29 protein-coding genes are annotated in these 26,169 nt (G+C 68.9%); 18 read left to right on the top strand and 11 right to left on the bottom strand.

Translation table 11 applies throughout. The features are described from left to right. Positions 1-66: 66 nt before the first annotated feature. Positions 67-786: an orotidine-5'-phosphate decarboxylase gene (gene pyrF, locus ACYX4P_RS03860; RefSeq protein WP_248119417.1), complete on the top strand. Its 720-nt coding sequence runs from the start codon at positions 67-69 to the stop codon at positions 784-786. Between the two features lie 42 nt (positions 787-828). Here pyrF and ACYX4P_RS03855 read toward each other — a convergent pair whose 3' ends face one another. Both ACYX4P_RS03855 and ACYX4P_RS03850 read right to left on the bottom strand, forming a co-directional pair. After that, complete coding sequence (locus ACYX4P_RS03855; protein WP_292075001.1) at positions 829-1,971, bottom strand: ribosomal eL19 family protein; 1,143 nt, start codon at positions 1,969-1,971, stop codon at positions 829-831. A gap of 95 nt (positions 1,972-2,066) precedes the next feature. Continuing rightward, positions 2,067-2,339, bottom strand: coding sequence for a DUF1674 domain-containing protein (locus ACYX4P_RS03850; RefSeq protein ID WP_248119419.1), 273 nt, complete (start codon positions 2,337-2,339; stop codon positions 2,067-2,069). Positions 2,340-2,434: 95 nt separating this feature from the next. Between ACYX4P_RS03850 and htpX the strand changes: the two genes are divergently transcribed. After that, the gene (gene htpX, locus ACYX4P_RS03845) at positions 2,435-3,412 is read left to right on the top strand and encodes a zinc metalloprotease HtpX (RefSeq protein ID WP_248119420.1); all 978 of its coding nucleotides are present in this window, start codon (positions 2,435-2,437) and stop codon (positions 3,410-3,412) included. A 117-nt stretch (positions 3,413-3,529) separates the two neighbouring features. Further along, positions 3,530-5,134, top strand: coding sequence for a M20/M25/M40 family metallo-hydrolase (locus ACYX4P_RS03840; protein ID WP_248119421.1), 1,605 nt, complete (start codon positions 3,530-3,532; stop codon positions 5,132-5,134). Between the two features lie 48 nt (positions 5,135-5,182). Here ACYX4P_RS03840 and ACYX4P_RS03835 read toward each other — a convergent pair whose 3' ends face one another. Next, a complete protein-coding gene (locus tag ACYX4P_RS03835) occupies positions 5,183-6,358 on the bottom strand; it encodes an acetyl-CoA C-acetyltransferase (protein WP_248119422.1) in 1,176 nt (391 codons plus the stop codon). A 159-nt stretch (positions 6,359-6,517) separates the two neighbouring features. On the opposite strand from ACYX4P_RS03835, the gene trhA reads away from it, so the two are divergent. The 3 genes from trhA (at position 6,518) to ACYX4P_RS03820 (ending at position 8,310) form a co-directional block, all read left to right on the top strand. Continuing rightward, positions 6,518-7,231, top strand: a complete 714-nt coding sequence (trhA, locus tag ACYX4P_RS03830) for a PAQR family membrane homeostasis protein TrhA (RefSeq protein WP_248119423.1) — start codon at positions 6,518-6,520, stop codon at positions 7,229-7,231. Positions 7,232-7,324: 93 nt separating this feature from the next. Next, a complete protein-coding gene (gene phaR / locus ACYX4P_RS03825) occupies positions 7,325-7,957 on the top strand; it encodes a polyhydroxyalkanoate synthesis repressor PhaR (RefSeq protein WP_248119424.1) in 633 nt (210 codons plus the stop codon). Next, positions 7,954-8,310 (top strand): hypothetical protein, encoded by a 357-nt coding sequence (locus ACYX4P_RS03820; RefSeq protein ID WP_248119425.1) that lies wholly within the window; start codon positions 7,954-7,956, stop codon positions 8,308-8,310. The genes phaR and ACYX4P_RS03820 overlap by 4 nt, the downstream gene beginning before the upstream one ends. Before the next feature lie 195 nt (positions 8,311-8,505). On the opposite strand, the gene ACYX4P_RS03815 is transcribed toward ACYX4P_RS03820, so the two are convergent. The 3 genes from ACYX4P_RS03815 to ACYX4P_RS03805 form a co-directional block, all read right to left on the bottom strand. Then, positions 8,506-8,931, bottom strand: coding sequence for a hypothetical protein (locus tag ACYX4P_RS03815; RefSeq protein ID WP_248119426.1), 426 nt, complete (start codon positions 8,929-8,931; stop codon positions 8,506-8,508). Positions 8,932-9,039: 108 nt separating this feature from the next. Next, complete coding sequence (locus tag ACYX4P_RS03810; RefSeq protein WP_248119427.1) at positions 9,040-9,954, bottom strand: hydroxymethylglutaryl-CoA lyase; 915 nt, start codon at positions 9,952-9,954, stop codon at positions 9,040-9,042. Next, on the bottom strand, positions 9,954-11,636 hold the full coding sequence (locus ACYX4P_RS03805) for an ArnT family glycosyltransferase (protein WP_248119428.1): 1,683 nt from the start codon (positions 11,634-11,636) through the stop codon (positions 9,954-9,956). Before ACYX4P_RS03805 ends, ACYX4P_RS03810 begins: the two co-directional genes overlap by 1 nt. A gap of 184 nt (positions 11,637-11,820) precedes the next feature. Between ACYX4P_RS03805 and ACYX4P_RS03800 the strand changes: the two genes are divergently transcribed. Beyond that, positions 11,821-12,558, top strand: a complete 738-nt coding sequence (locus ACYX4P_RS03800; protein ID WP_248119429.1) for a glycosyltransferase family 2 protein — start codon at positions 11,821-11,823, stop codon at positions 12,556-12,558. Positions 12,559-12,615: 57 nt separating this feature from the next. Here the strand turns inward: ACYX4P_RS03800 and rlmN are convergent, their stop codons facing one another. Beyond that, positions 12,616-13,788: a dual-specificity RNA methyltransferase RlmN gene (gene rlmN / locus ACYX4P_RS03795; RefSeq protein ID WP_248119430.1), complete on the bottom strand. Its 1,173-nt coding sequence runs from the start codon at positions 13,786-13,788 to the stop codon at positions 12,616-12,618. Positions 13,789-13,869: 81 nt separating this feature from the next. Further along, positions 13,870-14,169 carry a DUF6356 family protein gene (locus ACYX4P_RS03790; protein ID WP_248119431.1) on the bottom strand — a complete coding sequence of 100 codons (300 nt, stop codon included), beginning with the start codon at positions 14,167-14,169 and terminating at the stop codon, positions 13,870-13,872. Positions 14,170-14,304: 135 nt separating this feature from the next. On the opposite strand from ACYX4P_RS03790, the gene ACYX4P_RS03785 reads away from it, so the two are divergent. Together ACYX4P_RS03785 and ACYX4P_RS03780 are read left to right on the top strand one after the other, a co-directional pair. Beyond that, positions 14,305-15,660: a trypsin-like peptidase domain-containing protein gene (locus ACYX4P_RS03785; protein WP_248119432.1), complete on the top strand. Its 1,356-nt coding sequence runs from the start codon at positions 14,305-14,307 to the stop codon at positions 15,658-15,660. Positions 15,661-15,989: 329 nt separating this feature from the next. Further along, positions 15,990-16,325 carry a DUF2794 domain-containing protein gene (locus tag ACYX4P_RS03780; RefSeq protein WP_312572416.1) on the top strand — a complete coding sequence of 112 codons (336 nt, stop codon included), beginning with the start codon at positions 15,990-15,992 and terminating at the stop codon, positions 16,323-16,325. 55 nt (positions 16,326-16,380) lie between these two features. On the opposite strand, the gene ACYX4P_RS03775 is transcribed toward ACYX4P_RS03780, so the two are convergent. Then, positions 16,381-17,130, bottom strand: a complete 750-nt coding sequence (locus ACYX4P_RS03775; protein WP_312572415.1) for a Bax inhibitor-1/YccA family protein — start codon at positions 17,128-17,130, stop codon at positions 16,381-16,383. A 130-nt stretch (positions 17,131-17,260) separates the two neighbouring features. Here ACYX4P_RS03775 and thpR point away from each other — a divergent pair, with 130 nt between their 5' ends. From thpR to mmcB, 3 genes are read left to right on the top strand one after another with little or no spacing between them, the layout of a single operon-like run. Then, complete coding sequence (thpR, locus tag ACYX4P_RS03770; protein ID WP_312572414.1) at positions 17,261-17,800, top strand: RNA 2',3'-cyclic phosphodiesterase; 540 nt, start codon at positions 17,261-17,263, stop codon at positions 17,798-17,800. After that, positions 17,797-18,375 (top strand): GNAT family N-acetyltransferase, encoded by a 579-nt coding sequence (locus tag ACYX4P_RS03765; protein ID WP_312572412.1) that lies wholly within the window; start codon positions 17,797-17,799, stop codon positions 18,373-18,375. Before thpR ends, ACYX4P_RS03765 begins: the two co-directional genes overlap by 4 nt. Positions 18,376-18,425: 50 nt before the next feature. Continuing rightward, entirely contained in the window at positions 18,426-18,869 is a 444-nt protein-coding gene (mmcB, locus tag ACYX4P_RS03760; RefSeq protein WP_312572410.1) for a DNA repair putative endonuclease MmcB, read from the top strand. On the opposite strand, the gene ACYX4P_RS03755 is transcribed toward mmcB, so the two are convergent. Next, positions 18,866-19,651 (bottom strand): C40 family peptidase, encoded by a 786-nt coding sequence (locus ACYX4P_RS03755; protein WP_476070199.1) that lies wholly within the window; start codon positions 19,649-19,651, stop codon positions 18,866-18,868. The genes mmcB and ACYX4P_RS03755 overlap by 4 nt on opposite strands. A gap of 172 nt (positions 19,652-19,823) precedes the next feature. Between ACYX4P_RS03755 and ACYX4P_RS03750 the strand changes: the two genes are divergently transcribed. Further along, the gene (locus ACYX4P_RS03750; RefSeq protein ID WP_312572062.1) at positions 19,824-20,309 is read left to right on the top strand and encodes a hypothetical protein; all 486 of its coding nucleotides are present in this window, start codon (positions 19,824-19,826) and stop codon (positions 20,307-20,309) included. Between the two features lie 3 nt (positions 20,310-20,312). On the opposite strand, the gene ACYX4P_RS03745 is transcribed toward ACYX4P_RS03750, so the two are convergent. Next, positions 20,313-21,701 (bottom strand): leucyl aminopeptidase family protein, encoded by a 1,389-nt coding sequence (locus tag ACYX4P_RS03745; RefSeq protein WP_312572064.1) that lies wholly within the window; start codon positions 21,699-21,701, stop codon positions 20,313-20,315. Positions 21,702-21,788: 87 nt separating this feature from the next. Between ACYX4P_RS03745 and ACYX4P_RS03740 the strand changes: the two genes are divergently transcribed. The 5 genes from ACYX4P_RS03740 to thrS all read left to right on the top strand — a co-directional run bounded on the left by ACYX4P_RS03740 (position 21,789) and on the right by thrS (position 26,090). Further along, positions 21,789-22,619, top strand: coding sequence for a tetratricopeptide repeat protein (locus tag ACYX4P_RS03740; protein ID WP_312572066.1), 831 nt, complete (start codon positions 21,789-21,791; stop codon positions 22,617-22,619). 42 nt (positions 22,620-22,661) lie between these two features. Beyond that, positions 22,662-23,321: an HAD-IA family hydrolase gene (locus ACYX4P_RS03735; protein ID WP_312572068.1), complete on the top strand. Its 660-nt coding sequence runs from the start codon at positions 22,662-22,664 to the stop codon at positions 23,319-23,321. A gap of 73 nt (positions 23,322-23,394) precedes the next feature. Beyond that, positions 23,395-23,850 carry an iron-sulfur cluster assembly scaffold protein gene (locus ACYX4P_RS03730; protein ID WP_312572070.1) on the top strand — a complete coding sequence of 152 codons (456 nt, stop codon included), beginning with the start codon at positions 23,395-23,397 and terminating at the stop codon, positions 23,848-23,850. A 78-nt stretch (positions 23,851-23,928) separates the two neighbouring features. Next, positions 23,929-24,165 carry a membrane protein insertion efficiency factor YidD gene (gene yidD, locus ACYX4P_RS03725; protein WP_135194176.1) on the top strand — a complete coding sequence of 79 codons (237 nt, stop codon included), beginning with the start codon at positions 23,929-23,931 and terminating at the stop codon, positions 24,163-24,165. Next, on the top strand, positions 24,162-26,090 hold the full coding sequence (gene thrS / locus ACYX4P_RS03720) for a threonine--tRNA ligase (RefSeq protein WP_312572072.1): 1,929 nt from the start codon (positions 24,162-24,164) through the stop codon (positions 26,088-26,090). Before yidD ends, thrS begins: the two co-directional genes overlap by 4 nt. Positions 26,091-26,169: the final 79 nt, after the last annotated feature.

Below are 26,169 nucleotides of genomic sequence, written 5' to 3'. Positions count from 1 at the left end.
CCGTCCACGCCGCTTGCCGACGCGCCCCTTGGTCGTCCGGCATAGCCGCTAAGCGCGAGTCCGTCGATGACCCAGACCTCAGTTGCGGCCCCCGGCTCGCGGATCATCTGCGCCCTGGACGTCCCGACCACCGACGAGGCCGCCGCCCTGGTCGAGCGGATCGGCGATGCGGTCGGCTTCTACAAGATCGGGCTGCAGCTGTTCGCGGTGGGCGGCATGGACCTGGCGCGCCACCTGAAGGCCCAGGGACGCCAGGTGTTCCTGGACTGGAAACTGCACGACATCGGCGCGACGGTGGAGAAGGCGACGGCCAATCTGGCCGGGGCCGGCTGCGATCTTCTAACCGTCCATGCGCGGCCCCAAGTGATGGCGGCGGCGCGGCGCGGCGCGGCCGGATCGACGCTGAAGGTGCTGGGCGTGACCGTCCTGACCAGTCTGACGGCCGAGGATCTGGCGGCGGACGACCACAGCCTGTCGCCGGGCGACCTGGTGGAGTTGCGCGTGCGCCAGGCGCTGGACGCCGGGATCGACGGCGTCGTCTCCAGCCCGCACGAGGCGGCGCGCGTCCGCGACCTGGCCATCGCGGCGGGACGACCGGACTTTCTGATCGTGACGCCGGGCGTGCGGCCGGTCGGCGCGGCGCTGGACGATCAGGCGCGGGCGGCGACCCCGGCCAAGGCCCTGCAAGCCGGGGCGACCCATCTGGTGATCGGTCGGCCGATCACGGCCGCCGCCGATCCGCGCGCGGCGGCCCTGGCCATCGCCAACGAGATCGCCCCGATCTGAGACAGACCGGGGCGACGACGACACTTCATTGTCGCCGGGCGGTCAGCCCCGCTCGCCCGGCTCCTGGGCGTAGCGGTGACGCGGCGGCGCGTGGGGCGCCGGCGCCTCTGGCGGCGGCAGGTCGCCGTAATAGCTGGGCGGGGGAGGTGGCGGCGGGGGCGCTGCGTTCACTTCCGGCGGCGCCACATAGACCTGGGCCGGGGCGACGTTGACCGGCGCCGACTGTACATAGACGGGCGACTGATCGACATAGACCGGACCGCCGACCTCCACCTGGGCGGGGGCGACATTGACCTGGGCTGGAGCGACCTGGACCCGTTGCGGACCGATGTTGACGGGGGCGGCCTGGGCGTAGATCGGCGCCTGATCCACATAGACGGGCGGTCCGACCTCGACCTGGGCCGGGGCCAGGTTGACCTGGGCCGGGGCCACCTGCACGCGCTGGGGCCCGATATTGACCGGAGGCGCCTGAACATAGATGGGCGGCTGTTCGATATAGGTGGGCGGACCCATCTCGACCTGGGCGGGGGCGATGTTTACCTGGGAAGGGGCGACATAGATACGCTGCGGCGCGACCTGGACCGGCGGGGCCTGCACATAGACCGGCGGCTGCTCGACGTAACGCTGCTCGTAGCGCTGTTCATAGCGAACCGGCGGGCGCACGGGCGGGCGGCAGTTGCAGTCGACCGGACGGCCTGGATACGGGCGCCAGCCGATATAGTCGCGACCGAAGCCATAGACCGGATAGCCGACTGGCGCGCTGACGGGCGGGCGACCGACCAGCACCGGGGCCGAAGTCACATAACCGCCGCCATAGCCGCCGCCGTAATAGCCGTCCGAATAGCCGCCGCCCCCCACATAGGTCGTGCCCCCGCCGACATAGCCGCGCTGGAAGGTGGACGAGCTGGAGTAGGAGCGGGCGTTGATGGCCGAATAGGCGGTCGCGCCGGCATAGGCCCCGGAGTTGGCGTAGGCGTTGGAATAGGCGTTGGCCCCGCCATTCACGTTCACATTGACGTTGTGATTGGCGTTGTAGTTGCCGCCGCCGTAATGGCCGCCGCCGCCACATCCGCCGCCGCAGCCGCCCGGCATTCCGCCGTGGCCGCCGGGACCTCCGGCTAGGGCGGGCGCTGCGGAGAGCAGCAGAGCCGCCGACGCGGCGGTGATCATCGACTGTATCGTCACGGGACAAGCTCCTCTGAGTTGTCCCCATTCTGGCAAAACCGGCGCCTGTTTCTTAAGCGAAGGTTAACGCCGCCCTGGCCCCCATGATCGCCCTGTCAGAAATCCACAGCGATGCCCTTCTTCTCCCAATCGCCGAACCGGGTCGGCTCCGGCCCTCTCGGGCCGCCATGCTCGGGATCGGCCTGGACGCCCGCCGTCTGGGCTGTCTGCTGCTGCGCGCGGCGATCCGCCGCCTCCTGCAAGGCGCGACGGGCGGCCGCGCTCAACGGCCGCTCGGACGTGGCATGGGGCACGTCGGCGTTGAAGACGGGGCCTGTCGGCGGCGTCTGGTCGTCGCCGTTCGGCGCGGGGGTGGGATGTTCGGTCACAGGGCGGCTCCCTTGAGGCTTGGTGCGCCTTTCCTCAAATAGACGATCAAACCCGTGACGCCAGACGCTGAGGCCGGATCGGGCCTGGAACCGCGATGAACCATCTGAAGACCTTCGCCCTGCTCGCCGCGATGACCGCTCTGTTCATGGGCCTGGGGTATCTGATCGGCGGCGCGACGGGCATGGCCGTCGCCCTGCTGTTCGCTGGCGGGATGAATCTGTTCAGCTACTGGAACGCCGACAAGATCGTGCTGAAGATGTACAAGGCCCAGCCGGTCGACGAGCAGCATCCCAATGCGGTCGTCCGCAACTATGTCGCCGATGTTCGCCAGATGGCTCGGGACGCGGGAATGCCCCAGCCCCAGATCGCCATCATCCCCAGCGACCAGCCGAACGCCTTCGCCACCGGCCGCAACCCTGAAAACGCCGCCGTCTGCGCCACCACCGGCCTGCTCGACATGCTGACCCGCGAGGAGGTTCGCGGCGTGATGGCCCACGAACTGGCCCATGTGAAGAACCGCGACACCCTGACCATGACGGTGACGGCGACCATCGCGGGCGCCATCGCGGCCCTGGCCAACTTCGCCCTGTTCTTCGGCGGCAACGACCGCGAGCGTCCGGGTGGGATCATCGGCGCACTGGCCCTGATGCTGCTGGCCCCCATGGCGGCGGGTCTGGTCCAGATGGCCATCAGCCGCAGCCGTGAATATGAGGCCGACCGCGTCGGCGCCGAGATCGCGGGCGATCCCCAGGCCCTGGCCAGCGCCCTGCAGAAGATCGAGGCCTACGCCAAACGCATCCATAATCCCACGGCCGAGCGCAATCCGGCCTCGGGCCAGCTGTTCATCATCAATCCGCTGGCGGGACGCGGGGCGGACAATCTGTTCTCGACCCACCCGGCGACCGGCAACCGCGTGCGCGCCCTGATGGAGTTGGGCGCCAAGATGGGAATGCAGCCGCGCGCGACACAATCCGCGCCGGAACCGACCCAGCCCCGCCCTGCCGCGGGTTTCACCGCCAGCACGACCGGCGTGCCGACCACGCCGCCCCCGTCCAGAGGTCCGTGGGGCTGAGGCGACGAAAACGATCCGCGTCCCGACCGGGGCGGTTCGCCACACCCTGTCGGATTTGCGTAAACCGGCGTCATCGCGTCAGATGCCGCCCATCTGAATCATGGGGCTGTTTGTTGAATGTCGCGTCTGCTCGCCTTTGTCTCCGCCGCCGCTCTCCTGGCCACCCCTGTCATGGCCCAGTCCGTTGACCGGGTCGCCATCAACGGCATCATCGACCAGGGACTGAACCAAAGTCAGGTGATGCAGAACGCCGCCTATCTGACCGACCGGATCGGCGGACGGATGACCAACTCGCCTCAGATGCGCGAGGCCGAGCAGTGGGCGCAACAGCAGTTCCGCAACTATGGCCTGTCCAACGTCCGGGCCGAGGGTTTCGAGTTCGGACGCGGCTGGTCCATCGTCCGCTCCAGCGCCCGGATGACGACGCCCCGCCCGCTGGACCTGCGCGCCATCCCGGTGGCCTGGACGCCCAGCACCAACGGAACCATCAGCGCGGGCGTGATCGTCGCCCCCCTGTCCAAGGTCGAGGATTTCGACAAATGGCGCGGCAAGCTGTCGGGCAAGATCGTCATGATCTCCCTGCCCGGCACGGGGTCGGAACCGACTGAACCCGCATTCCGCCGCCTCAGCGCCGCCGACCTCGCCGACCGCAACACCTACGTCCAGCCGCAGTATTCGCCCGAGGCCATCCGCAAGTCGCTGGAGACCGCCGACTTCGCCTCGAAACTGGACGCCTTCCTGGTCGAACAGGGCGCCCTGGCCTGGGTCCGCATCTCCCAGCGTGACGGCGGCCTGCTGCACGGCACGGGCTACACCTATCAAATCGGCGCTACGCCGAAGCTGGCGGGGATGGAGCTAGCGGCCGAGGATTATCGCCGTCTGGCCCGCCTGGCCCTGACCGACACGCCGCCGACGCTGGAGCTGAACAGCGAGGTGCGTTTCCATGACGAGGACGTCAACGCCTACAACATCCTGGCCGACATCCCCGGCACGGCGCGCGGCACGGAATACGTCATGGCCGGCGCCCACCTGGACAGCTGGGTCGCCTCGGACGGCGCGGTGGACAATGCGGCGGGCAGCGCCGTGGTCATGGAAGCCGCGCGCATCCTGAAGACCCTGGGCGTCCAGCCCAAGCGCACCATCCGTTTCGCCCTGTGGAACGGCGAGGAGCAGGGCATCCTCGGCTCTCTGGCCTACGTCGATCAACATCTGGCGACGCGCGCGCCGTCAAACGATCCCGCCCTGGCCCATCTGCCGAACAACCGCACCTGGCGCAGCCGCTGGCCGGTCCAGCCGCGCGCGGGCTATCGCGATCTGGTCGCCTATTTCAATCTCGACAACGGCTCGGGCAAGATCCGGGGCATCAACGCCGAGGGCAATGTCGCCGCCGCCCCGATCTTCCAGGAATGGCTGGCCCCCTTCGCCAGCATGGGCGCCACCACGGTGTCCCTGCGTCCATCCGGCGGAACCGACCACGTCTATATGCAGACGGTCGGCATTCCGGGATATCAGTTCATTCAGGACCCGCTCGACTATTCCAGCCGCCTGCACCACACCAGCATCGACAGCTATGACCACCTGAAGGCCGAGGACCTGCGTCAGGCGGCCATCATCCTGGCCAGCTTCCTGCTGAACGCCGCCAACCGCGACGCCCCCCTGCCCCGGATGCCGCTGCCGACCGAGCCGACCCCGAGCGACCCGTTCGAATACCGGGCGGACTGAAACGAAAAAGGGGCGAGGAAATCCTCGCCCCTCATCAATTAGAAGGCTTCAGGCGCGCTCGACGCACAGGGCCACGCCCATGCCGCCGCCGATGCACAGGGTCGCCAAACCCTTCCTGGCGCCCGAACGCTTCATCTCGAACAGCAGGGTCGTCAGGATGCGCGCGCCCGAGGCGCCGATGGGGTGGCCGATGGCGATGGCGCCGCCGTTGACGTTGACCTTGGCCGGATCGAGGCCCAGCTCCTTGACCACGCAAAGGCTCTGGGCGGCGAAGGCCTCGTTGGATTCGACCAGATCGAGATCAGCGACGCTCCAGCCCGCCTTCTCCAGCGCCTTTCTGGATGCCGGGATCGGTCCCGTGCCCATGATCGACGGATCGACGCCCGCCGTGGCGTAGGAGGCGATGCGGGCCAGCGGCTCCAGCCCGCGCGCCTTGGCCTCATCGGCGCTCATCAGCACCAGAGCCGCGGCGCCGTCGTTCAGGCCCGAGGCGTTGGCGGCGGTGACGCTGCCGTCCCTGGTGAAGGCCGGACGCAGCTTCTGCATGGCCTCGATGGTCGCGCCGTGGCGGATGTATTCGTCCTGGTCGACGATGACGTCGGCCTTCTTGCCGGGGATGACGACGGGCGTGATCTCATCGGCGAACTTGCCGGCCTTCTGGGCAGCCTCGGCCTTGTGCTGGCTGGCCAGGGCGAACTCATCCTGGGCCTCCCGGCTGATCGCCCACTTTTCGGCGATGTTCTCGGCGGTCTGGCCCATGTGATAGCCGTTGAAGGCGTCCCACAGCCCGTCCTTGATCATGGTGTCGACGAAGGCGACATCGCCCATCTTGTGACCATTGCGAAGCTGCTGGGCGTGCGGCGCCTGGCTCATGCTTTCCTGACCGCCCGCAACCACGATCTTCGCATCCCCTAGCGCGATCTGCTGTGCGGCGAGAGCCACGGCGCGCAGGCCCGAGCCGCAGATCTGGTTGATGCTCCAGGCTGCGGCCTCCTTCCTGACCCCTGCGCCCACGGCGGCCTGACGCGCTGGGCCTTGCCCGGCGGCGGCCTGCAGCACATGGCCCAGGATCACCTCATCGACCTCATCGCCGGACACGTCGGCGCGCTCCAGCGCCGCCTTGATGGCGATCTCGCCGAGCTTGGACGCCGGCAGGGCGGCCAGCCCCCCCATGAACGATCCGACCGGCGTGCGGGCGGCGGAGACGATGACGACCTCGGTCATGGGATTTCACTCTCTAGGGAATAAAGATGCGTGGCCGTTTTGCCGCATCGCGGCGGCTTCGTCACCTGCGACGAGGCGCCCACCGGCTGATTCAGCGCTTCGTCACCCTGTCGGCGCATTGTGGCGGAACGATAAGCGCGATCTGGGATTGGATTGGCCATGCTGCGCACGATCAAACGTCTTGTCGCCCACGTCTGCACGCCGGACGAGCTGGACATGATCGACCATTATCCGACGCGGGCGGAAAAGCTGGCGGACCTGTGGGTCCATGTTGTCGGACTGATGCTGGCGGCGGTCGGCGGGATCATCCTGGCGGGCCTGGCGGGGGTCTACACCGGCATCGGCGGGGTGCTGGCCACCGCCATCTATGCGCTGTGTCTGGTGGGAATGCTGACGGCCTCCACCATCTACAACTGGACCAACCCCTGCGCGGCGCGGCCGGTTCTGCGGCGGCTGGACGAGGCGGCCATCTTCCTGATGATCGCCGGCAGCTACACCCCCTTCACTACCCAGCGGTTCGAGGGGGTGTGGGCCGTGGGCTTCACCACCCTGATCTGGACCTTGGCCTTCATGGGCGCGGGCGTGAAGCTGTTTGCGCCACGCATCTCGGATCGGTTCTGGAGCGGGGTCTATGTCGTCTTCGGCTGGCTGGCGGTCGCCGCCCTGAAACCGATGGTCGAAACGGTTCATCCGATCGCCCTGGCCCTGCTTGTGATCGGCGGGCTGATCTACACCGCCGGGGTCTTCGTCTTCATCAGCCCCAAGGTCCGTTTCCGTCGCGCCATCTGGCATGGGTTCGTCGTGACCGGCGCCACCGTGCATTGGGCGGCCGTCTTGGTCGGCGTCGTCCTGGCCCCGGCCTTGACGCACTGAGAAAACGCTCAGCATCCGGCGCATCGTCGCCCCCTCTGGCGCTTGAGCGCGCAAGGGGGGATAGTGATGCGTTGCAACATCGCGAGAACAAGCGTGGCTGACGAAAAAACCAAGGGTGGAAACAAGGATGCGACCGAGACGGTCGTGATCAAGAAGTATGCGAACCGACGCCTCTACAACACGCGAACCAGCGCCTATGTGACGCTGGAAGACCTGGCGACCATGGTCCGCGAGGGTGTCGAATTCGTCGTCTACGACGCCAAGACCAACGACGACCTGACGCGCCAGATCCTGACCCAGATCATCTTCGAGGAGGAAAGCCGGGGCGAGGCCCTGCTGCCGGTCCAGTTCCTGCGTCAGCTGATCGGCTTCTACGGCGGCCAGATGCAGGGGGTTCTGCCCTCCTATCTGGAGATGTCGCTGGCCAATTTCGGCAAGCAGCAGGAACAGTTCGCCAGCCAGATGAGCCGCGCCTTTGGAACCGGCGCGGGCGCCAGCTTGATGGAGGACGCGGCCCGCGCCAACATCGCCATGTTCGAACGCGCCATGCAGATGTTCCCCGGTTTCGGCTACGCCCGCGCCGAACCCACCGCCGAAACGCGCGCTGAACAGACCGCTTCACCAGAGCCGGCCGCGAGCGCGCCTGACGCCCTGGACGAAATGCGCCGCCAGATGGACGAGATGCGACGCCAGATCGACAAGCTGGCCAGCGCCAAGCCCAAATGACCGACCGTATCGGCGCTGTCGGCGGGCCCGAGCGCATCGAGCGGCGCGAGGGCGAACGGCGCGAGCGCGAGCGGCGCGCCAACCCGCCCTCGCGCGATCTGGTGGCCCTGGATGCGCCCGAACTCCAGGCCAAGACGCAGGACCGCCCGGCAAGAGCTGCCGTGCAACCGGCCGCCGAACCCGGCGCGGCCGCCTTCGTCGCCCAGCAGATGGGCCAGAGCGGCCAGAAGCGCGGCCTGCGCGGCGGCCCGCCCGTGCTGGACGCGGCCCGCTCCGCCTATCTCGGAACTGAATATTCCGGCGCGGCCGAGCGCCGCCCGACCACGGGCAGGACGACCAAGACCGACATCTGACCAGGCGGCACGGGGTTTGCTGGAGGCGCCGTCACACGCCTCACGTCGGACCCGATCATGCCCGCCGCCTTCAGCCTCGCCGCAAAATTCTTCGACGTCGCCGTCGTGGCCCTGATCTTCTCGGCCTTTTCCTAGGCACACGCGCCTTCGGCCGTCGGCCTTCGTGAGGTCGCCGGGCCCCACGTGCCGGAGAGGTCACGCCCCGCCGAAGTCGAAATCTTTGCGTGAGGCGATGATGGTGACGATGAAGCCGGCCAGCACGTCCAGCAGGATCATCGTCACGATCAGGAAGAAGGTCGAGGTGGCGAAACCCGGCAAAAGCAGGAACTCGATCAGCACGCCGATGAACAGGATCATCGACAGGGCGTGATTGATGATGGCCACCCGCTGGCTTGACGTCGACTTCAGCAGTTCGAAGAACAGAAGGATCAACCCCAGGAACAGGATCAGATCGCCCGAACCGATGGTCCATTGCGCGCCGGACGTCATGGTGACGGCGAACAGCGGATCGCGCAGCAGCACGTCGGCCTGCGCCACGCCCGCGTCGCCAGAGCCGCCGAACAGCACCACGATATTGTAGAGGACCACCGGGATCAGCAGCAGCGGAATGGCGATCAACATGGTCGGTCCTCTACGCGACCCGCCCCCCGGGCTCTTCGCGTCCATTCCTTATGAATAGCCCCGTTTGCGACACGCCGCCACAGGGCCGCCGCGGTCCCGTCGTCCCAATCAGGACGGGGGAAAGCCGCCCGCCCGGCTGAGCGCCGAGGGCGCCGGTCGGCCGATGGCCTGACCGATCCAGCGCGCCGTCTCGATCAGGGCGTCCAGGTCATAGCCCGTCTGGAACCCGCCGCGCTCCAGCATATAGACCAGGTCTTCGGTGGCGATATTGCCCGTGGCGCCGGGTGCGAACGGACAGCCGCCGACGCCCCCGACTGAGGCGTCCAGCACGTCGATCCCAGCCTGAACCCCGGCATAGGCGTTGGCCAGGCCGGTATTGCGGGTGTCGTGGAAATGCAGGCGCAGGGTCGCGCCGGGGGCTGCGGCCCTGGCCGCCTCGACCTTCCGCGTCACCGCCCAGGGATCGCCGGCGCCGATGGTGTCGGCCAGACCGATCTCCCGGACGCCCATCGCCGCGATGGCCCCGACCATGTCCGCGACCTGATCGACCGAGACCTCGCCGTCGAACGGACAGCCCCAGACGCAGGAGATCATGGCCGACAGCGACGGCGCGCCTTCGGACGCCTCGGCGTTGTGCCGCCGCGCCACGATGTCCGCCAGCATGCCCAGTTGGTCCTTCACAGCCAGGCCCTGGTTCTTCAGACCGAAGCCGTCCGTCGCGGCGACCGAGACATTGACCTCGTCCACCCCGGTCGCAAGCGCCCGGTCATAGCCCTTGCCGTTGAGGACCAGGCCGATGCGGCTGCGCTCCGGCTGACGCGGCAGGGCGGCCATGACCTCTTCGGCGCCGGCCATCTGCGGCACATATCTGGGATGGACGAAGGAGACGGCCTCGATCCGTTTCGCGCCCGCCGCCTCCAGCCTGCGCACCAAATCGGCGCGCACGGCGGGCTCGAGAACCGCCTTTTCGTTCTGCAGCCCGTCGCGCGGGCCGACTTCGACGATCTGGATGAAGCGACCCATTACTCGGCTCCCGCGGCGGCGTTGCCGTTTCTGGGCGGCGGCGCATAGACCGTCAGACTGACCTCGTCCCCGGCGGAATAGTTGTAGCCGTTGACCACCCCGACCGCCCGGCCCGAGACGCCCAGGCGCGCGGCGGCGGCGCGGAAGGCGTCGGCGTCACGGCCTTCGACGATGGCGGGCCGGCCCTCGGCCAGGGCTTCGGCGGCCCCTTGCGCGTCAGTCAGTTCGGTGTCGCGTCCGGTCAGGAAGACGAAGCTGGGCTCATGGAAGCCGGTGATGGCCACGGGGCCCGGCGTGCGGCCTTGACGCGGATGCAGGTCGGCGGCCTCCAGCGTCCGCTCAAGCTGGGGCGCGATGGCCAGGGGGCGCAGTTGGCGGATGGTGCCGGCCAGCGCCGCGTGCGCGACGATCCCGAAGGCCAGCGAGGCGATCAGGGCCGCGACCGGCGCCCGGTTCAAAAGCAGGAAGGCTCCCATGGCCCCGGCCGCCAGAGCCATGACCACTGTCAGCGCCGCCCAGGTCTGGGCGGTTGAGGTGCCATAGACCGTCAGCCCATACACCGTGATGCCGATGATCAGGATCGCCGCGAACCCGGCCAGGATTGCGCCCGTGATGCGCGAAACCTTGCCGATGGGCCGGGCCAGGGCGGCGGCGGCCAGAAGCGCCAGCCCGCCGAAGGTCGGCAGGGTGTAGTGCCACAGCTTGGTCGGCGCGAGTTCGAACATCAGCCAGCCCGGCAGCACCCAGCAGACCAGGAACCGGATCGCCGGCTCGGCCCGCCGGTTCCAACCCGTCGAGACGGCGGCGGGCAACAGAAGGGTGGAGGGGAAGAACAGCAGGGGCGCCAGCAACAGATACATGCCGGGGAAGCCCGAATGGCTCTCATGGGCGCCGGCGATCTTGGGCGCGAGATCGCCCCCGATGGCCTCGCGCCAGAAGCCGCCGTCGGTGGCGATGGTGATGGCGATGGCCCATGGCCCCACCATCAGGGCGACCAGCGGCAGTCCCCAGCCCCAACCGAGGCGATAGAGCCATTTGACGTTCCGGTCCCAGATCGACACGGCGATGACGGCCAAGGCGATGACCAGAAATCCGATGGGCCCCTTGATCAGGACCGACAGGCCCAGCCCCGCCCAGAACAGGAATTTGTGCAGCCGTTCCGGCCGCTCCCCGGCCCGGGTCGCCATATAGATGCGCGCCAGGGCCGCCATGGCCAGGGTGGTCGCCCCGCACAGCATGGCATCGGTCTTGGCGATGCCCGCCTCGGTGGACAACAGGAAGGTCGCCCCCATGATCGCTCCGCCGAGGAAGCCGACGCGACCGCCCAGCATCGCCGACCCGGCCCAGGCCACCGCCCAGGCCGCCAGCACTGCGCCCAGCAGGGACGGAATCCGATAGGGCGCGATCTGGCGATCCTCGACGTCCGAGGTCAGGGCCACCGCCGCCGCCTGCAGCCAGTAGATGCCGACCGGCTTCTTCCAGCGCGGCTCGTCCTGGAAGCGGATATCCACATAGTCTCCACTCTCGACCATCTGGGCCGTGGCCTGGGCGAAGCGGCTCTCGTCGCGATCCAGCGGCGGCATCAGCAACAGGCCCGGCAGGCCGGCGATCAGCGTCAGCAGGGCGGCGAACAGCGGCCCCCTCCAACCGGCGATAAGGTGATCCAGGTTCAGGCGGTTCATCCGAGCGTCGTATCACGCCCACGACGCTCGCCGGAAGCGCTCCCTCGCAGGACCGCCCGTCATCTGGCGTCCGAACGACGGAGAGGCGGCGCGGCCGCGCGCCCCCGCCCCGCCCGCCCGCCATGAGACGCAAGGTCGCACCGTCCGTTTCACTCGCGCCCGCGGATGCGCTAAGGAGCCACGAATGATCGACCGCGCCGCCTCCGCCCCCGACATCTCCGTCGTCGTGCCCGTTCACGACGAAGCCGGCGCCGCCGTGCCTTTGGCGCGCGAGATCGCCGCCGCCTTCGCCGGGCGTTCGTATGAAATGATCTTCGTGGACGACGCCTCCAAGGACGCGACCCTGGCCGAATTGAAGGCCGCCATGACCGAACTGCCGGCCCTGCGCGTCCTGTCTCATGGAACGAATGCGGGCCAGAGCCGTGCAGTGCGCACCGGCGTCCTGGCGGCGCGCGGTCCCGTCGTGGTGACCATGGACGGCGACGGTCAGAACCCGCCCGCCGACGCCCCACGCCTGGTCGACGCCCTGATCGCGGCGCCCGCCGACGTCGGCCTGGTCGGCGGCCGCCGCGCCAAGCGTCAGGACACCCAGGCCAAACGCCAGGCCTCGATCTGGGCCAACCGCATCCGCCGCAAACTGCTCGGCGACGACGCCGACGACACGGGTTGCGGCCTGAAGGCCTTTCGCCGCGACGTCTTCCTGCGCCTGCCCTATTTCGATCACATCCACCGCTACCTGCCGGCGCTGATGATCCGCGAGGGGTTCAAGAACCAGTATCTGGACGTGGACCACCGCCATCGCGAGACCGGCCGATCCAAATACACCAACTGGGGCCGGCTGCGCGCGTCGGTCTCGGACCTGATGGGCGTCATGTGGTTGAAGACGCGTTCGCGGAGACCGGGCGCGATCTCGGAGTTCTAAACGCCGGTCTGTCTCGTCTCCGGCCCCCGTCCCCGCAATCGGGGAGGAGACGGTCGGTCAGGCCGCCTCGGCTCCCGCCGCCTGCTCCGCCTTCCTCAGCGCCGAGGCGCGGACTTTTTCGCTTTCGGACTTCAGCTGGCCGCAGGCGGCCAGGATGTCGCGGCCGCGGGGGGTGCGGATAGGGCTGGCGTAGCCGGCCTTGTTCAGGATGGCGGCGAAGCGCTCGATGGTCTTCCAGTCCGAGCATTCGTATTCAACGCCGGGCCAAGGGTTGAACGGGATCAGATTGATCTTGGCCGGGATGCCCTCGATCAGCTTCAACAGGGCGCGCGCCTCCTCGGGGCTGTCGTTGACGCCCTTCAGCATGACGTATTCGAACGTCACCCGCCGCGCATTGGACAGGCCCGGATAGGCCCGGATCGCCGCCATCAACTGTTCCAGCGGATATTTCTTGTTCAGCGGCACCAGCACGTCGCGCAACGGGTCGTTGGTCGCGTGCAGGCTGATGGCCAGCATGGCCGCCGTGCGGTCGCCCAGCGCCTGCAGCTGCGGCACCACCCCCGAGGTCGAGACCGTGATCCGGCGGCGCGACAGGGCGATGCCCTCATTGTCCGAGATGATGTCGATCGCGTCGGAAACGTTGTCCAGATTGTAGAGCGGCTCGCCCATGCCCATGAAGACGATGTTCGACAGCCGGCGGTCTTCCTTGGGCGACGGCCATTCGCCCAGGTCGTCGCGCGCCACCTGAACCTGGGCCACGATCTCGGCGGCGGTCAGATTGCGAACCAGCTTCTGGGTGCCGGTGTGGCAGAAGGTGCAGTTCAGGGTGCAGCCCACCTGGCTGGACACGCACAGGGCGCCGGCGCGGCCCACGTCGGGGATATAGACCGTCTCGATCTCGATGCCCGGAGCGGTGCGGATCAGCCATTTGCGCGTGCCGTCCTTGGACACCTGGCGCTCGACCACCTCGGGGCGGGCCAGGGTGAAATGCTCGGCCAGCTTGGCCTGCATGTCCTTGGCGACGTTCGACATGGCGGCGAAGTCGATCACGCCATAGTGGTGTATCCAGCTCCAGACCTGGCTGGCCCGCATCTTGGCCTTTTCGGGCGGGCAGACGCCGGCGTCGATCAGGGCCTGGCGCAGGCCCGCGCGCGTCAGGCCGCTGAGGTTGACGGGCGCCTTGACGGCGGGCGCGGTAGAGACGCGCGAAAGATCGAGCGTGATGCTCAAGGCGGCGATCCTGCGTGAGGTTGAGCCGGCCTATATAGCACGGATCCCGGCGATTGCATGGCCGGGGCGGATTCGGCCGCCCTAGAGGCCCACGTCCCAGACGCCGGCGTCGCGCATCCGGGTCTCCTTCGCCTCTTCGGCCCGGCCGCCCATGTCGCGCGCCATGCCGCGAATGGCGGTCGAGACGGTGGCCTTGTGCACCCCTGGAACCACGGCGTGGATGAAGGCGGCGCCGGCCAGGCCCATCAGTTTGAAACCGAAGCGGGCGGAGGCGGCCATATGCTCGAAATAGGTTTCGCCCACCTCGCGCGGATGGTCGCGGAACAGCCGGGCGAACGGGGTCGCGGCGGGTCGGCTGCGGTCCATCGTCGTCTGGCTCATGGGGGGTTCCTGGTTCGGCGTCGGCCGCATGGTCACGCCGGACGGCTGCAAAAGCAAGTCCCGCCCACCCCCAACGAACCCATCGTCAGGGGCGAAAACTCCGTCTAGGGTCGGGGTTCGATCAAGGGAATGCTCATGCCGATCCGCTCCAAGGCCGTCTCCTCCGTCGCCCTCGCCCTGGCCCTGGCGGCCGCCGCGACGCCCGTCCTGGCGCGGCCCGTGGCTCAGGCCGACACGCGCGCGGCCGCCGCCGGCCTGCCCTATGACGCGCGGCGCGGGGTGTTCAGCTTCTCCTCGGGGCTGGAGGGCTCGCTTCCGGCGGTGGTGCAGGTCACCACGCTGGGCCAGTCGCGCGGCCCCAGCTCGGATTCGACCGACCCCAAACCCTACGCCTCCGGCTCGGGCGTCATCGTCGATGCGGCCGAGGGGCTGGTCATCACCAACAACCATGTGGTCGAGGGCGGTCGAAAGTTCACCGTGGACCTGACCGACGGCCGCCTGTTCGACGCGGTTCTGGTCGGGGCGGACAAGGCCACCGACATCGCCGTGCTGCGCATCACTCCCGACGGCCGTCCGCTGAACCTGAAACAGGTCCAGACGGTGGATTCCGACACCCTGCGCACCGGCGACCTGGCCTTCGCGGTCGGCTATCCGTTGGGTCTGGACCAGACCCTGACCATGGGCGTCATCTCGGGCCTGAACCGCTCGGGCCTGGGCGACGCGGTCGAGGACTATATCCAGACGGACGCGGCCGTGAACTCGGGCAATTCGGGCGGACCGCTGCTGGACAGCCGGGGCCGGTTGATCGGCATCAACACCTCGATCCTGTCAGGCGGCCTGGGCGGCGGCAACGACGGCATCGCCTTCGCCGTGCCGACGCGCATCATGCTGTATGTCGCCGACCAGCTGAAGAAGAACGGCGAGGTCAAGCGCGGGCAGACCGGCGCCATCTTCGGCTCCTTGAACGCCGAACGGGCGCGCGAACTGCATCTGGGCATCGTGCGCGGCGCGGTCGTCGCCGATGTGGGCCCCGGTTCCCCGGCCGAGCGCGCGGGCCTGCGCCACAACGACGTCATCACCCGCCTGCAGGGCCGGCCGGTCGCCAACGCCGGATCGGTCAACGCCACCGTGGGCATCGCCGCGCCCGGCTCGGACCTCAGCGTCTCCTATCTGCGCGACGGCCGCGACGCCACGACCTCGCTCAGGGTCGAGACCCCGTCCGACCAGGCGGTGACGATCGGCGCCCGGTCGGTCCTGGCCTATGGGGCGACCTTGCGAAATCAGGACGGCGGGGCCCAGGTCGTCAGCGTCCAGGCCGGCTCTGCGACAGCTCAGGCCGATCTGACGGCCGGCGACCTCATCACCGCCGTAAACGGCGCCCCGGTCGCCGACGCCCGCGCCGTCGCCACGGCTCTGCAGTCCGCAAGCGGCGCTGCAGTCTTGACGGTGTCGCGAGGGGGAGAGACCCAGACCGTAACGCTGAACCCGTAAGGGTCGACGTTCCGTCGGGCTCCAGACAGCGAAACGCCCGCCTTGCCAGGGAGGGGGAGGGGAAAGGCAGGGCGGGCGCTCGCTTGGAGGAAGCATCGGCCGCCGGAGCCCGTAAACTGGAAACATCCAGGGGGGCTGGGGGGGCTGTTCAGGATCCGGGACGCTTCCGAACTCCGACGAGCCGATGATCGATATTTCGTCGGCCATACAGGCGGGCGAAGGACCGAAACGGGGCCATTTCGTGTCTGCACCGGTTTTCTTCAGAGCGCGGTCCGACCGCGGCCTCCCAGGCTCTGGCGTCGCCCACGGCGCGGCCTAAGTTGAAGGACATGAGCATGACCCCTCTCGACGCGACGCCCGCCGCCGGCCCCGTCTTCTTCGACCGTCGCGAACTGGACCCGATCCTGCGGGTCTATGGCCGGATGGTCGCCCAGGGCGAATGGCGCGACTACGCCATGGTCGGCCACAAGGACTTCGCCGAGTTCGCCGTCTTCCGCCGCACCGGCGACGCCCCCGCCTACCGCATCGAGAAACGCCCCGCCCTCCAGACCCGCCAGGGCCAGTGGGCCGTCATCGGCGAAGGCGGCCAGATCCTGCGCCGCGGCCGCGACCTGTCCCAGGTGCTGCGGGTGTTCGACAGGCGCAAGTTTCAGGTGGTGGATTAGCCAAAAAGAAAGGGCCCCGCGAGGGGCCCTTTCCGTTTCAATCTTTCGAGGACGCCTAGTTCCGGTTGCCGCCCATGAAGCGCAGCAGGAAGAGGAACAGGTTCACGAAGTTGATGAACAGGCTCAGCGCGCCGTAGCTGGTGGCGACGCCCAAGGCGTTCCGGTCGCCTTCGATGGCGTAGTAGCTCATCTTCAGGCGCTGGGTGTCGAAGGCGATCAAGCCCGAGAACAGCAGCACGCCGGCGGCGCTGATGATCCAGTACAGGACGCCGTTCGGCCAGAACATGTTCACCAGCGAGGCGATGATCAGGCCGATCACGCCCATGATCAGGAAGGTGCCCATCGGCGAGAGATCGCGCTTGGTCGTGTAGCCGTACAGGCTGAGCCCGCCGAAGGCCGCCGCCGTGACCAGGAAGGTCGAGGCCACGCTGGCGCCGGTGTAGATCAGGAAGACCCAGCCCAGCGACGCGCCCATGGTCGCGACGACCAGCCAGTACAGCACGTTGGTCGCGCCGGCCGTCGGGTTCTTCATGAAGAACATCGAGCCGAAGATCAGCACCAGGGGCGCGAACTGGACCGCCATGCCCAGGATCGTCATGCCCATCCGCCCGTCGGGACCGACGGTGTAGAGCAGTTGCTGCACGGCGGGGACGTTGCCGGTGGTGTAGGCCAGCGCCGCCGCGACCACGAGGCCCAGCGCCAGCTTGTTGTAGACGCCCAGCATGAAGCTGCGCAGACCGGCGTCGACCGACATGTCGGCCGTCTGCGGCATGGGACGGGCGTAGCCGTTGTTGAAATCGCTCATGGCGACGAACCTTCTCCGATTGGCCGGAGAGGCGTCTCCGGTCACTGGCTTGGAATATCGTGAGCCTGAGCCCTGACTGCAAGGAAAACCGGGCTTGGAGGCTTGTGTTCCCGCCGCTACCTTCCGTCGCATGGTTCGTCTGTTCGCCGCCCTGACCTTGCCGCCGGATGTGGGCGAAACCCTGCGCAGGCGCCAATCCGGCCTGCCCGGCGCGCGCTGGCGCCCCTTGGAGGCGCTGCATGTCACCCTGGCCTTCTATGGCGAGATGGACGAGCGGCGCGCCGACGACCTGGCCTCGGAACTGGCGCGCGCAGCCGGCGCGCCGTTCGAGATCGCGCTGAAGGGCGTGGGGGCCTTCGGCGACGACCACCGCAGCCATACGCTGTGGGCCGGCGTCGAGACGCCCAACGAACGCCTGTCGGTCCTGGCCGGCCGCTGCAAGGCGGCGGGCCAGCGCGCCGGACTGACGCTGGAGGCGCGCGACTACCGGCCCCACGTCACCCTGGCCTATCTGAAGCCCCAGACGAACCCGGACCGCATCGGCGCCTGGATGGCGGGCCACAATCTGCTGCATTCGCCGCCGATCCGCATCGACCGCTTCGGTCTCTATTCCAGCGTTCTGACCGACGACGGCAGTCATTACGCGCTGGAGCGGGAGTATCTGCTGTGAACGACGCCTACGCCGTTCCGCCGCATGTCAGTCTCGGCCCGACTCTGGAGACCGAGCGGCTGATCCTGCGTCCGCCGGCGGTGGAGGACTTTCCGCGCTGGGCGGATTTCATGGCCGACCCGGAGACCGCGCGCTTCATCGGCGGCGTTCAGTCTGCTCCGCAGGTGTGGCGCACCCTGTGCGCCGTCGCCGGCATGTGGGCCCTGACCGGCGAAGGCATGTTCTCCATCCTGGAGAAATCGACCGGCCTGTGGATCGGGCGGATCGGCCCGCTCCACCCCTATGGATGGCCCGGCCGCGAGGTGGGATGGAGCCTGCACCGCGACGCCGCCGGCAAGGGCTATGCGGTCGAGGCCGCCGCCGCGACCCTGGACTACGCCTTCGACGCGCTGGGCTGGGACGACGTGATCCACTGCATCGCCCCCGACAATCAGGCGTCGGCGGCCGTGGCGACGCGGCTGGGCTCGCGCAATCGCGGTCCCGGCCTCTTGCCCGACCCGCTGCAGGACGACGTCATCGACCTTTGGGGCCAGACGCGGGCGGAATGGGCGGTCAACCGGCTGGGCCTGGCCTGACGCACGGCCGCGCTTGCGATGGGAACGTAGGCGGAACATAAGTTGTCGGCATGTCCGCCGCCCTCCATCTCGAACTGGTTTTCAGCCGCCCGGAAACGACGCTGTCGGTGACGCGCGGTGCGGCCCGCCTGCTGGTCGACATGGGCTATGCGCCGCTTTTGGAGGTCTGCCTGCCCAACGGCCGCCGCGCCGACGTCATGGGGATCGGGCGCAAGGGCGACATCGTGATCTGCGAGGTCAAGTCCGGCGTCGACGACTATCGCGTCGACCGCAAATGGCAGGAATACGGCCCCTTCTGCGACGCCTTCTACTTCGCCGTGGCGCCGGAGTTTCCGCAGACCATCCTGCCGGACGAACCGGGCCTGATCGTCGCCGACGGTTTCGGCGGGGCGGTGGTGCGCGAGACGGCCGTCACGCCCCTGGCGCCGGCGCGACGCAAGGCCCTGACCCTGGCCTTCGCCCGGCTGGGCGCCCTGCGGGCGATGCGGGACTAGACCCGCCGGAACAGCGCGGGTTCGAACCCTTCGGCGATCAGACGCGCCTCGACCTCGGCCAGAGCCTCGACGACCACCCCCTTGCCGCCCGTGGCGTGGATGATCCGCTGGCCGTCCAGCATCAGGGCCGAATGGCCGGTCCAGTCGTGATCGCCCTTGGGCGCCCGCCAAACGACGATGTCGTTGCGCCGGGCGTCGCCGGCGGCGACCGCCCGGCCCAGCTTCGCCTGCCCGTCCGACCGGCGCGGGCCGGCCAGGCCGCAGGCCAGCAAAGCCTGCTGCACCAGACCCGAACAGTCGGTCGAGATCGAGGATCGCGCGCCCAAGTCATGCGGCCGCCCCAGCAGCCGCTCGGCCACCGCGACCAGATCGGTCTCGAAGGCGCCGACAGGGGTGAGATCGCCCGCATCCAGCCCCGCGCGCCCCTCGACCACCAGGGCGTTCAGGGGCAGGGCCGCGTCCACGGCCGCAACCCGATGCGTCGCCAGGGGAACGCCCGCCGACAGACTGTCGGCCACCACCCAGCCGACCACCCCGTCGCGCCGCGCCCGGCCCCAGGCCCGGCCGTTCGCCCGTTCCAGAACGTCGAAGATTTCGCCATGCAACAGCTGGTCGATCCGCTCGCCGGCGTCCGACAGCACGTCGGCGACCACCGCCCGGCAGTGCGCCGCCTCGGTCGCGCGATAGGCTCCGGCGCGCACCAGACCCTCCAACGCCTGTTCGGCGAGGTCGGGGCGGGCGAGGCGGTCGCCGGGCGGAACAAGATCGACGACGTCGGTCAACGTGAACTCGCGTGATTGAACCCACAGCCTTATCCCCCGATGGCTTAGGGGCCGTTAACGCGCGTCGCTTTTTCGAAGGAAATCAACAGAACTGCGTTCTTCGGCCTTCAACACGTCTTGAAGCGTCGCCGCAAGCGCCCACGTGGAAATGCACGACGAATGACCAAGCGGCGTGGGGCGTATCGTGCTGGTGTTTCTCTTGTTATCGATCCTGTTCGGCCTGACCGCCTTCGATCGCAGCGCGGCCGGCGAGGCGCTGCGTCGCGCCCTGGTGCAGGCGCCCGCGCGGATGCTGGGATGGCTGACGCGCGGCCGAGCCGTCGGCTTTCTGCTGGTCGCGCTTCTGATGCTCGTCGCGACCGTGATGTTCGAAGCGGAGGGGCTGAAGCTGGCGTCGATGGCGGCGCCCGATCTGATCGGCTGGGTGTTGATGTTCGACGTCACGGTGCTGTTCGACCTGATGGTTCTGGCCGTCAGCCTGAAGGCCCTGGCCGGCTGGCGCGGCGTGACCCATGTCGCGACCGCCCTTCGGCGCAGAACCCGGCGACTGATCGCGCGCCTGGGCGCGCGCCGAGGCCGAGGCCCCCGCAAGCCGCGCCGCCCGCGTCCGCCACGCCCCGGATCGGACGAGGCCGAACCGGACCTCGTCTTCGCCTGATCCCTACCCCCGATAACGCGCCTTCAGCATGGCGTAGCAGGCGCGCAAGGCCTGCGCCTCGCCGCCTTCGGGCCAGCCGGGGCGGGCGCGCGGGTTCCAGGCGAAGATGTCCATGTGCGCCCAGGCGCCGGTCGTCGGGGCGAACTTTTGCAGGAACAGGGCGGCCGTCACCGATCCGGCCTGGGCCCAGCCTGCGGGATCGTTCCTGAGGTCCGCGATCTCGGCGTCCAGCGCTGGGCGATAGCCGGACCACAGGGGCATCCGCCACAGCGGATCGCGCACCTCGGCCGCCGCCGCCAGCAACTGACCCGCCAGGACTTCATCGTCGGTATAGAGCGGCGGAAGCTCCGGCCCCAAGGCGATCCGCGCCGCCCCGGTCAAGGTGGCGAAGTCCAGCGTCAGGTCCGGCGAATGTTCGCCCGCCCGCGTCAGGGCGTCGGCCAGGATCAGCCGGCCCTCGGCGTCCGTATTGCCGACCTCGATGGTCAGACCCTTTCGGCTGTTCAGGATGTCGCCGGGGCGGAAGGCGTCGCCGGACACCGCATTCTCCACCGCCGCCACGATCACGACCAGCCGCACCGGCAGGTCCGCCTGCATCACCAGCCGCCCCAGCGCCAGGGCGTGGGCCGAGCCGCCCATGTCCTTCTTCATGTTGCGCATTCCCGCGGCGGGCTTCAAATCGAGACCGCCGGTGTCGAACACCACCCCCTTGCCGACCAGGGCGACCAGCGGCAGGTCGGTCTGGTCCAGCTTCCAGCCGATCTCGATCAGGCGCGGCGCGCGGTGCGGGGCGGCGGCGCGGCCGACGGCGTGGATGGCCGGATAGTTGTCGTCCAGCAGGGCGTCGCCCTCCGTCACCGCGATGCTCGCCCCGGCGCTCTCGGCGATCTCGCGGGCGATGGTCTCGATCTGCAGCGGGCCCATGTCGGCGGCGGGCGTATCGACCATCTCGCGCGCCAGGGCGCAGGCGGCGGCGATGCGCGACACCTCGGCTGCGTCCAGCCCCTCGGGCGCGACCAGCCTGACCGGCGCCCGATCCGGCCGGGCCTTGTAGCGGTTGAACACATAGGTCCCGAGCAGGAAGGCCAGGGCCGCCTGGTGCGCCACGTCCGCGCCTTCGATCTCCAGCCGATACAGGCCGCCCGGCAGCCGCGCCCACAGACCCCGCGCCGTCATCGGATCGAAGGCGGGCCCCGCGCCCAGCAGCACCTCGGCCGCCGCCCCGTCGGACCCGGCGACCACCAGCAGTTGGCCCGCCCTGCCCTCGAACCCGTTCAGCGTCGCCCAGCGGCCTGCGGCGCCGTCCAACGACTGACCGGCCGCGACGACGCGGATCGGCACGGCGTCGCCGCCGTCGGCGGCGGCGACCAGAAGGGGATGAAGGGCGGACATGAGGGCCTCGAAACGCGGTTAACCATTGGTTGACGCAGAGCGGCGACCCTGAGCGGCGAATACTCAGGGACCGTTCGGACCTTTTCCATGTCGCCCATGCCCGCCCTGATCGCAACCGTCGCGCTGACAGGTCTGATCCCGACCCTGGCCGCCGCGTCCGCTCTGGCGGCCGATCCCGCGCCGATCGCGGCCCAGCCGCAGCGCGGCGCGTCCTCGGCTCAGGTGCGGGCGACCTATGACCGGATGGACGCCTTGTCGCGTTCGGTCTTCTGGGCGTCGGAGCAACAGGCCGATCCCACCGATGCGGTCGCGGGCGTCAAACTGGCCCAGGCCCTGCGTGAACTGGGGCGCTACGATCAGGCGGCCGAGGCGGCCCAGGCCACCCTGACCCTCAAGCCGAACGATCTGGACGCCCTGCTGGAGTTGGGCCGCGCCCATATCGCGCGCGGCCAGGCCTTTTACGGCGTCGCCCCGCTGGAAAGGGCGCGCGACCTGGCGCCGCGCGACTGGCGGGCCTATTCGCTGCTGGGGGTGGCCTATGAGCAGGTGCGGCGCTTCGACGACGCCCGCGCCGCCTGGAATCAGGCGCTGGTCCTGTCGCCCGACAACCCCGACGTCCTGGCCAACGCCGCCGCCGCCGCCCTGACGCAAGGGGATGCGCCGGGCGCAGAGACCCTGCTGCGCCGCGCCGCCGCCCAGCCGACCGCCTCGGCCAAGGTGCGCCAGAACCTGGCCCTGGCCTTGGGCCTCCAGGGCAAGCTGAGCGAGGCGGAACAGATCCTGCGTCGCGAACTGCCGCCCGAACAGGCCGAGCAGAACCTGAGCTGGCTGCGCGCCCGCGCCACGCCGACCGCCGTCGCCGCCTCGGGTCCGACCAACGACACCGCTCGCACGTGGAATTCCCTTCAAGGCGGTTGATCCGACCGTTGCGGTCGGCGCCCGCGCGTGTTGGATGAGGCCATGACTTCCCTCCCCGCGTCCCGCGCCTATCAGGCCTTCCTGTTCGACATGGACGGCACATTGATCACCTCGACCGCCGCCGCCGAGCGGGTCTGGACCCGCTGGGCCGAGCGGCATGGCCTGGACGTCGCGGCCCTGCTGTCGGTCATGCACGGCGTGCGCGCCGTCGACACCATCCGCCGCCAGAACCTGCCCGACATCGACCTGGACGCCGAGGTCGCCTGGGTCGAGCGCGGCGAGATCGAGGATGTCGAGGGCGTCGCCCCCATTCCCGGCGCCGTGGACTTCGTCAAACGCCTGCCGCCCGACCGCTGGGCCGTGGTCACATCCGCCTCCGTCCCTCTGGCCCGCGCACGGCTCAAGGCCGCCGGCGTCACGCCGCCCGCCGTCCTGATCACCGCCGAGGACGTCGAACGCGGCAAGCCCGACCCGGCCGGCTATCTAAAGGCCGCCGCGACCCTGGGCTTCGACATCGCCGACTGTCTGGTGTTCGAGGACGCCAAAGCCGGCGTCCAGGCCGGCGAAGCGGCCGGCGCCGATGTGGTGGTCGTCACCGCCGCCTGGACCCATCCGCTGGAGACGGACCACCCGACGCTGGCCGACTATGCGGACGTGACGCTGAAGGTCGGCGCGGACGGCGCCCTGACGGTGAAAATCTAGGCCGCGATCGTCTCTCCGTGCATCCGGGAGGGAGAGGTTTCGCAGCGTTGCGGAACACCCTATCTTCCCGCCCATGATCGACGACCTCTACAGTGCGCGCATTCTGACGCTGGCGGCGAACCTGCCGCATGCGGGGCGGTTACCTGTGCCGGAAGGCACAGGTGAGCGGGTCGCGAAACTGTGCGGGTCGCGGGCGACGGTGGATGTGACGCTGGACGATCAGGGCCGCATCACCGACTTCGCCCAGGACGTGAAAGCCTGCGCGCTGGGCCAGGCCGCCGCCGGGGTGCTGGGCCAGCACGTCCTCGGCGCCTCCGCCGACGAGATCGCCGAGGCCCGTGACGCCATGACCGCCATGCTGAAATCCGGCGGCGACGGCCCCACCGGCCGGTTCGAGGATTTGCGCCTGTTGAAACAGGTCGCCGACTATCCCGCCCGCCACGCCTCGACCCTGGTGTCGCTGGAGGCGACGCTGGAGGCGGTGAACGCGGCGCTGGCCGCCCGAACTCGTCTCGCCGGTGCGGCCTGACGGGCGCGACCGGTTGATCCCCTTGCGACGACGGGGGATAAGCGCGGCGAACTCATCCAGCCCCCGGCGAAGGGACATATGTCTCTCTATGAACGCGGCGTGCGCGCGGCCCATCGGGGCTACAAGCTGACGCTGTCCCCCCTGATCGGCCAGCAGTGCCGGTTCCTGCCGACCTGTTCGGATTACGGGCGCGACGCCCTGATCCAGCACGGCCCGGTCAAGGGGGGGTGGCTCACCGTGCGACGCCTCTGTAAATGCCATCCCTTCGGGGGATCGGGATACGACCCGGTTCCACCTGCAAAGACTGACACATGATCGACCTGAAATTCCCCGACGGCGCGGTGCGCCAATACCCGGCCGGCTCTACGGCGCGCGACGTCGCGACCTCGATCTCGCCGTCGCTGGCGAAGAAGGCCGTGCTGGCTGAACTGAACGGCGAGCAGCGCGACATGGGCCGGGTGCTGGAGACGGGCGGCGACTTCCGCCTGATCATGCGCGACGACCCCGCCGCCCTCTATACGATCCGCCACGACACCGCCCACGTCCTGGCCGAAGCGGTCCAGACCCTGTTCCCCGGCACCCAGGTTACGATCGGCCCGGCGATTGAGGACGGTTTCTACTACGACTTCTACCGCGAAGAGCCCTTCTCGACCGACGACTTCGCCGCCATCGAAAAGGAGATGGGCCGGATCGTGGATCGCGACGCCAAGTTCGAACGCGAGGTCTGGGAGCGGGACGAGGCCATCAAATTCTTCGAGGCGCGCGGCGAGAAGTTCAAGGCCGAGCTGATCCGCGACCTGCCGGGCACCGAGACCATCACCCTGTACAAACAGGGCGACTGGATCGACCTGTGCCGTGGCCCGCACTTCCCCTCGACGCGCCACGTCGGCAAGGCGTTCAAACTGACCAAACTGGCCGGCGCCTATTGGCGGGGTGACTCCAAGCGCGAGCAGCTGCAACGCATCTACGGCACCGCCTGGGCCACCAAGGAGGATCTGGACGCCCATCTCCTGCGTCTGGGAGAGGCCGAAAAGCGCGACCACCGCAAGGTCGGCAAGGCCATGGAGCTCTTCCACATGCAGGAAGAGGGCCGGGGCATGGTCTTCTGGCACCCCAAGGGCTGGGTGCTGTGGCGCGTGCTGGAGGCCTATATGCGCCGCCGCCTGGACGCCGCCGGCTATGTCGAGGTCAAGACGCCCCAGGTGCTGGACCGCAAATTCTGGGAGCAGAGCGGGCACTGGGACAAGTATCGGCCGAACATGTTCGTCTGCGAGACGGTCGAGGGCGAGGAGTTGTCCCTCAAGCCGATGAACTGTCCGGGTCACGTGCAGATCTTCGACCAAGGTCAGCGCTCCTATCGCGAACTGCCGCTGCGCATGGCCGAGTTCGGCGCCTGCCATCGCTATGAGCCGTCAGGATCGCTGCACGGATTGATGCGCGTGCGCGGCTTCACCCAAGACGACGCCCACATCTTCTGCCGCGAAGACCAGATCGTCGAGGAGACGGCCGAGTTCATCAAACTGGCCCGGAGCGTCCACGCCGACCTGGGCATGGAGACGGCCTACATCAGCCTGGGCACCCGGCCCGAAAACCGCGCCGGCACGGACGAGTTCTGGGACAAGGCCGAAACCCTGATGGCCGAGGCCGCCCGCGCCGCCGGAACAGAGCCGGTCGTGACCGAGGGCGACGGCGCCTTTTATGCGCCCAAGCTGGACTTCATCGTCAAGGACGCCATCGGCCGCGAATGGACCTGCGGCACGATCCAGCTGGACTACGTCCTGCCCGAACGCCTGAACGCCACCTACATCGCCGAGGACGGCCAGAAGCACCGCCCGGTCATGCTGCACCGGGCGATCCTGGGGTCGTTCGAGCGCTTCATCGGCATCATGATCGAGAACTACGCCGGCGCCTTCCCGCTGTGGCTGGCCCCGACCCAGGCGGTGGTGGCCACCATCACCTCGGACGCCGACGATTACGCCCGCGATGTGATGGCCAAGTTCAAGGCCGCCGGCCTGCGCACCGAGATCGACCTGCGCAACGAAAAGGTCGGCTACAAGGTGCGCGAACACTCGGTCGGCAAGGTCCCGGTCATCGCCGTGGTTGGCAGGAAGGAAGCGGAAGGGGGCATGGTCGCCATCCGCCGCCTGGGCTCTCAGGCCCAGACGTTGGTCACGGTCGAGGAGGCCATCCGCATCTTGACCGACGAAGCGACCCCGCCGGATCTGAAGCGCGCGGGCTGATCCGCTGCGCGCGCGAATTCGCGCATAGGAACACTAATGGGATGGATTGCTTGTGATGGGGCGCGCGCCTGCGCTCCAT

It is taken from the genome of Brevundimonas sp. ABV4_179 (genome assembly GCF_056311945.1).
This window is presented reverse-complemented; position numbering and strand designations above follow the sequence as displayed.

Excerpts from the sequence above, each read along its gene's own strand:
- ACYX4P_RS03745 (WP_312572064.1), bottom strand. The coding sequence starts at position 21,701 with ATGTCCGCCCTTCATCCCCTTCTGGTCGCCGCCGCCGACGGCGGCGAC.
- ACYX4P_RS03775 (WP_312572415.1), bottom strand. The coding sequence starts at position 17,130 with ATGAGCGATTTCAACAACGGCTACGCCCGTCCCATGCCGCAGACGGCC.
- ACYX4P_RS03735 (WP_312572068.1), top strand. The coding sequence starts at position 22,662 with ATGACTTCCCTCCCCGCGTCCCGCGCCTATCAGGCCTTCCTGTTCGAC.
- mmcB (WP_312572410.1), top strand. The coding sequence starts at position 18,426 with ATGTCCGCCGCCCTCCATCTCGAACTGGTTTTCAGCCGCCCGGAAACG.
- htpX (WP_248119420.1), top strand. The coding sequence starts at position 2,435 with ATGAACCATCTGAAGACCTTCGCCCTGCTCGCCGCGATGACCGCTCTG.
- yidD (WP_135194176.1), top strand. The coding sequence starts at position 23,929 with ATGTCTCTCTATGAACGCGGCGTGCGCGCGGCCCATCGGGGCTACAAG.
- ACYX4P_RS03815 (WP_248119426.1), bottom strand. The coding sequence starts at position 8,931 with ATGTTGATCGCCATTCCGCTGCTGCTGATCCCGGTGGTCCTCTACAAT.
- thpR (WP_312572414.1), top strand. The coding sequence starts at position 17,261 with ATGGTTCGTCTGTTCGCCGCCCTGACCTTGCCGCCGGATGTGGGCGAA.
- ACYX4P_RS03810 (WP_248119427.1), bottom strand. The coding sequence starts at position 9,954 with ATGGGTCGCTTCATCCAGATCGTCGAAGTCGGCCCGCGCGACGGGCTG.
- ACYX4P_RS03835 (WP_248119422.1), bottom strand. The coding sequence starts at position 6,358 with ATGACCGAGGTCGTCATCGTCTCCGCCGCCCGCACGCCGGTCGGATCG.
- ACYX4P_RS03840 (WP_248119421.1), top strand. The coding sequence starts at position 3,530 with ATGTCGCGTCTGCTCGCCTTTGTCTCCGCCGCCGCTCTCCTGGCCACC.
- ACYX4P_RS03730 (WP_312572070.1), top strand. The coding sequence starts at position 23,395 with ATGATCGACGACCTCTACAGTGCGCGCATTCTGACGCTGGCGGCGAAC.
- ACYX4P_RS03800 (WP_248119429.1), top strand. The coding sequence starts at position 11,821 with ATGATCGACCGCGCCGCCTCCGCCCCCGACATCTCCGTCGTCGTGCCC.
- ACYX4P_RS03790 (WP_248119431.1), bottom strand. The coding sequence starts at position 14,169 with ATGAGCCAGACGACGATGGACCGCAGCCGACCCGCCGCGACCCCGTTC.
- ACYX4P_RS03805 (WP_248119428.1), bottom strand. The coding sequence starts at position 11,636 with ATGAACCGCCTGAACCTGGATCACCTTATCGCCGGTTGGAGGGGGCCG.
- ACYX4P_RS03820 (WP_248119425.1), top strand. The coding sequence starts at position 7,954 with ATGACCGACCGTATCGGCGCTGTCGGCGGGCCCGAGCGCATCGAGCGG.
- thrS (WP_312572072.1), top strand. The coding sequence starts at position 24,162 with ATGATCGACCTGAAATTCCCCGACGGCGCGGTGCGCCAATACCCGGCC.
- pyrF (WP_248119417.1), top strand. The coding sequence starts at position 67 with ATGACCCAGACCTCAGTTGCGGCCCCCGGCTCGCGGATCATCTGCGCC.
- ACYX4P_RS03785 (WP_248119432.1), top strand. The coding sequence starts at position 14,305 with ATGCCGATCCGCTCCAAGGCCGTCTCCTCCGTCGCCCTCGCCCTGGCC.
- trhA (WP_248119423.1), top strand. The coding sequence starts at position 6,518 with ATGCTGCGCACGATCAAACGTCTTGTCGCCCACGTCTGCACGCCGGAC.
- ACYX4P_RS03740 (WP_312572066.1), top strand. The coding sequence starts at position 21,789 with ATGTCGCCCATGCCCGCCCTGATCGCAACCGTCGCGCTGACAGGTCTG.
- ACYX4P_RS03780 (WP_312572416.1), top strand. The coding sequence starts at position 15,990 with ATGAGCATGACCCCTCTCGACGCGACGCCCGCCGCCGGCCCCGTCTTC.